A 4,855-nucleotide genomic window follows, 5' to 3' on the forward strand; every position below is an offset into this window, starting at 1 on the left:
CCGCTGACGCTGCCGCCTTTGCCGCCGCTCGTCGCGGTGGGGCGCAGGCGGGTCCAGGTGGTGCGACCTGCGGTGCAAAGGTCGTCCAGCCAGGTGCTGCTGTAGTCCCGCACGCGGGCCGGCAGGATCTCGGCTTCCCATTGGCCGGCCGGCGCTTCATAGCCTTCGAGCTGGGCCAGCACCGCGGGCAGCGCCTCGGGACCTTCGACCTGGTGGGCTGGGCCGACCTGCTGCCAGTCGAACAGGAAGCGCGCGAAGTCCCGCGGCTCGACCGGCTCGATCTCCTGGCGCAGGCGCTTGAGCGTGTAGCGATGAATTCGGGCCAGCAAGTGCCGCTCGCACCATTCCACTTCCAAGGTGCCAGGCGTGAATCTCCCCTGCATCACCGAGCCTTCGCTTTGCAGCCGCAGCAGCGCGTTTTCGACCTCGCCGGGCTGCAGTTGCAGGCTGGCCGCCAGCGTGGCCTGCGTGACCGGGCCCAGGCCGCCGAGGCGGGCGCGCGCCAGTTCGCGCAGAATGTCTTCGCGCGGGCCTGTGGTGGCGTATTCAGGTAGCGCTTTCAGTGGCGGATGCAGCGTGGCTTCGGAGTACAGCGCCTGCGCCTCGGCCAGCCGTTCGGCGGCTGTCCACAAGCCGTTGGACAGGCGCGTGGCGCGGCTGGCGCGGGCCAGTGCGGCGAGCCAGCCTGGCCATCCGGGGTTGGCGGCGGCCTCGCTGTCGCTGATCAGGCCGAGCGCGTTGAGGGCCTCGTGCATTTCGTCGGCGTCGCGGGCGCGGGGCCAGGCCTCGTCGCGCACGGCTTCTATTGCTTCGGGCGACAGCCGGCCCAGGTCGTCTGCGCTTTCGGGGTCGCTGTAGCGGCGGTTCTGCACGGCTTGCGTGCGGCGCTCTTCCAGCGGGGCGTCGTCCAGGAAGGCGTAAGGCTTGGCGTTCAGCGCTTCGGCGGCCAGCGGCGAAGGGCCGGTCAGGTCGCGCGCAATGACTTCCAGCTCGCCGGCTTCGAGCTGGCGCAGCACGGCCAGCCAGCCTTCGGCGTCCATGGCTTCGTGCAGGCAGTCGTCCAGCGTCTGGGCGACGAGGGGATGGTCGGGGATCTCGCGTTCGCCGACGATGTTTTCCAGGCAGGCGACCTGGTCCGGGAAGACCGCCGCCAGCAGGTCTTCGGACTTCATGCGCTGCAGCTGCGGCGCGACCTTGCGGCCACCGCGCATGCGCGGCAGCGCGAGGGCTGTAGTGGCGTTCCAGCGCCAGCGCACGCCGAACAGCGGCGCGTCCAGCAGCGCCTGCGTGAGCACATGCAGGGCCGTCTTGCTGTTCAGGTAGCGCGCCACTTCTTCGAGCGGGAAGCTGTGGCTGGTGGAGAGGGACAGCACGATGGCATCTTCGGTCGCCGCGGCCTGCAGCTCGAAGTTGAACTGGCGGCAGAAGCGCTTGCGCAGCGCCAGGCCCCAGGCGCGGTTGAGCCGGCTGCCGCGCGGCGAGTGGATCAGCAGCTGCATGCCGCCGCTCTCGTCGAAGAAGCGCTCCATCACCACGCGCTGCTGGGTGGGCAGCACGCCGAGCGCTTCCAGGCTGCGGCCCAGGTAGTCCACCAATTGGCGCGCGGCAGCATCGTCCAGCGCCAGTGTGTCCCGCGCCCAGGTGACGGCTTCTTCCGGCGTGCCGGCCAGCCATTGGCGCTCGAAGTCGGCCCGCAGGCGGGAGACGGCAAACGAGAGTTCGGCTGTGCGGCCGGGCGCCTCGCCGAGCCAGAACGGGATGTTGGGCGCGGCGCCCTGCGCGTCTTCCACCCGCACCACGCCGGGCTGCACACGCAGGATGCGGTAGCTGGTGTTGCCGAGCTGGAACACATCGCCGGCAATGCTCTCGACCGCGAAGTCTTCGTTGACGCTGCCGATCTTGTCGGCCTGCGGTTCCAGCACCACGGTGTAGTCGCCGGACTCGGGGATGGTGCCGCCGGAGGTGAGGGCCGTCATGCGCGCACCCTTGCGCTCGCGCAGCTGGTGGTGCACGGCGTCACGGTGCACATAGCCGGCGCGCGGGCCCTGGCGGGTGGTGAAGCCTTCGGAGACCATGCGCACGACTTCGTTGAAGCGCTCGCGAGTGAGGTCCCGGTAAGGCCAGGCGCGGCGCACCAGCTCGAACAGCGCGTCTTCATGCCATTCCTGGCAGGCCACCTCGGCAATGATCTGCTGGGCCAGCACGTCCAGCGGCGCAGGCAGCACGTGCAGGGCATCCAGCTCGCCGCGATTCACGGCGTCCAGCAGCGCGGCGCATTCCACCAATTCGTCGCGCGACTGCGGGAACAGCCGGGCCTTGGGTACGCCGCCCACGTGGTGGCCGGCGCGGCCTGCCCGCTGCAGGAAGCTGGCGATGGCGCGCGGCGAGCCGAGCTGGCAGACCAGGTCCACGTCGCCAATGTCCAGCCCCAGTTCCAGCGAGGCCGTGGCCACCAGCACCTGCAGCTCGCCGGCCTTCAGGCGCTGCTCGGCCAGCAGCCGGGCTTCCTTGGACAGGCTGCCGTGGTGCGCGGCCACCGCTTCCTTGCCAAGCCGCTCGCCCAGGTGGCGCGCGGCGCGCTCGGCCATGCGCCGGGTGTTGACGAAAACCAGGGTTGTGCGGTGCGTGGCAACGAGTTGCTGGATGCGGTCGTAGACCTGGTCCCACTGGTCCGTGGACATGACGACGCTGAGCGGCGTGGGCGGCAGTTCCAGCGCCAGGTCGCGCTGGCGGGTGTAGCCGATGTCGATGATCTCGCAGGGTTTGCCGCCGGTGAGAAAGCGGGCGACCTCGTCGATCGGCTTTTGCGTGGCCGACAGGCCGATGCGCACCAGCGAGGCGTTGCACAGCGCCTGCAGCCGCTCCAGCGTCAGCGCCAGGTGGCTACCGCGCTTGCTCGCGGCCAGCGCATGGATCTCGTCGACGATCACCGTGCGCACCGTGCCCAGCAGCTTGCGGCCCGAGGCCGAACCCATCAGCACGTAGAGCGATTCGGGCGTGGTGACGAAGACATGCGGCGGCCGGCGCAGCGCCTGCTGGCGCTCGGTGGCGGGCGTGTCGCCGGTGCGCACGGCGGTGCGGATGTTGACGTCCGGCAGGCCGAGCTTTGTCAGCTGTTTTCGGATGCCGGCCAGCGGCGCTTCGAGGTTCAGCCGGATGTCGTTGGACAGCGCCTTCAGCGGCGAGACGTAGACGACGGCGCATTCGTCTGGCAGGCCATGGTTGGCCAAACCCCGGCGCACCAGATCGTCCAGCGCGGCGAGGAAGGCGGTGAGCGTCTTGCCGGAACCGGTGGGCGCGGCCACGAGGGTGTGCTGCCCGCGCTGGATGGCCGGCCATGCGGCCGCCTGCGCGGGCGTGGGCGCAGGGAAGGTCTGGTCGAACCAGGCCTGGACGGCGGGGTGGAAGTCGTGAGGAGAGGTCACAGCACCAGTGGGCAAGGCGTGGGCGCAGCTTGCCACGTCGGGGCCGGGCCTGCGAAATCAAGGCAAATGGTGGGCCAGCGCCGACAGGCCATTTTTTACATTCGGGGGCTTCAGAAAGGACTTCAGTCGGTCGCCCTTGTGCCGATGAGCGGGGCTGATCCGATGCAGCTTGCCGGTTTGCAGTTTTGATCGGTCCTTTGCCGCCTCACAGCCCTTCAACAGACGCTGCCAGACGCCATGCCATCTTCTACCCGCACCTACGACCGCCGGCATCCCCATGCCGGCAATGAATCCCGCAGCGAGCTTCGCCGGGCCATCGTCATCCTCGCGGTGGCTGCGGGCGTGCTGTCGCTGCTGTTCCCGCTGAGCCGGTTCACCGCGGACTCCATGAACGCGGGCAACCGGCTGAAGGAGGAGTCCAACTCCTCGGCGGTGCTGGTCTGCACCAGCGGCACCATGGTGCACGGCGACGGCAGCCTGGCCGACTTCTTCACCGAAAAAGGCTACTTCCAGTGCAACGACTGGAAGATGGGCAACGGCGCACCCACCGCGCGCTGAGTCCCTGCCGAGGGCGCGCAGCTTCAAGCTTCCGCGCTGCCCTTGGCCAGCCTGGCCACCAGCTTCATCAGCGTGGGCACGCGGCGCCTGCCGTGCATGGCCCGCACCCGCGCCTTGGCCGAGCCAAGGTCCAGCCCCACGCTGGTGATGATCAGCGGCTTGGCCTCTTCCTCGCGGTACAGCTCGAACTGCGCTGGCGTGTCGGCCATGGCCGTCTTCGACAGCCCGACCACCGCCGCCCGCCCGCCCAGCGCCTGGTAAAGCCGCTGGCCCAGGCCAGGCGTGTCCTGGGCGTCCAGGAACACAAAGCCGTCGATCAGGATCACCTCGGGCTGCAGCGCATGCTGGCGCAGCAGCTCCAGGATGGCATGCAGCTCGCGCAAGTCCGGCTCGCCTTTCGCCGGCTTGTCCAGCGCCGCCACGCGAGTCACGAAGGTACGCTCCGCTTCGGCCGCACCCCATTCGTCAAACGCCACGGCCGCGGCCTGGCCACCGGTGCCGTCAAGGTGAACATCCACTGCGAGTTTCATGAAAGGGCCTGTCGGGTCTGCTGGGTCTGGCCGGGATTGTCCTGCCTCTAAGATGCCGGGTTTCCACTCACCGGATGCCCTGGGTGATTTCGACACTGACGCAAACCAAGTTCGCGGCCTTCCTGTTCGACATGGACGGCACGCTGCTCAACAGCATTGCGGTGGTCAACCGCGTGTGGGGCCAGTGGGCCTTGAAGCATGGGCTGGATCCAGTGGCAGTGGGGCACACGCTGCACGGCCGGCGCGCCATCGACACGGTGCGGGACTGGCAGACGCCGGGCATGGACGTGGACCTGGAGGCCGAGGCCATCCTGCAGGCGGAACTGGACGATGTGGTTGGGC

3 protein-coding genes and 1 pseudogene are annotated in these 4,855 nt (G+C 69.1%); 2 read left to right on the plus strand and 2 right to left on the minus strand.

Annotated features, from left to right (window positions below; translation table 11 throughout):
- On the minus strand, positions 1-3,461 hold a 3,461-nt coding region (locus FKP22_RS21105), incomplete at its 3' end, for a DEAD/DEAH box helicase (RefSeq protein ID WP_211361498.1).
- A gap of 201 nt (positions 3,462-3,662) precedes the next feature.
- On the opposite strand from FKP22_RS21105, the gene FKP22_RS21110 reads away from it, so the two are divergent.
- The gene (locus FKP22_RS21110) at positions 3,663-3,983 is read left to right on the plus strand and encodes a hypothetical protein (protein WP_141289658.1); all 321 of its coding nucleotides are present in this window, start codon (positions 3,663-3,665) and stop codon (positions 3,981-3,983) included.
- Between the two features lie 23 nt (positions 3,984-4,006).
- Here the strand turns inward: FKP22_RS21110 and FKP22_RS21115 are convergent, their stop codons facing one another.
- Positions 4,007-4,513 (minus strand): endonuclease V, encoded by a 507-nt coding sequence (locus FKP22_RS21115; protein WP_141289659.1) that lies wholly within the window; start codon positions 4,511-4,513, stop codon positions 4,007-4,009.
- A gap of 83 nt (positions 4,514-4,596) precedes the next feature.
- On the opposite strand from FKP22_RS21115, the pseudogene FKP22_RS21120 reads away from it, so the two are divergent.
- Positions 4,597-4,855: pseudogene (locus FKP22_RS21120) on the plus strand (HAD family hydrolase); the annotation flags it as partial.

This window comes from Ideonella azotifigens, assembly GCF_006519715.1.
GTDB classification, from domain to species: domain Bacteria; phylum Pseudomonadota; class Gammaproteobacteria; order Burkholderiales; family Burkholderiaceae_C; genus Ideonella; species Ideonella azotifigens.

Coding starts and splice junctions, on each gene's coding strand:
- FKP22_RS21110 (WP_141289658.1), top strand. CDS start 3,663: ATGCCATCTTCTACCCGCACCTACGACCGCCGGCATCCCCATGCCGGC.
- FKP22_RS21115 (WP_141289659.1), bottom strand. CDS start 4,513: ATGAAACTCGCAGTGGATGTTCACCTTGACGGCACCGGTGGCCAGGCC.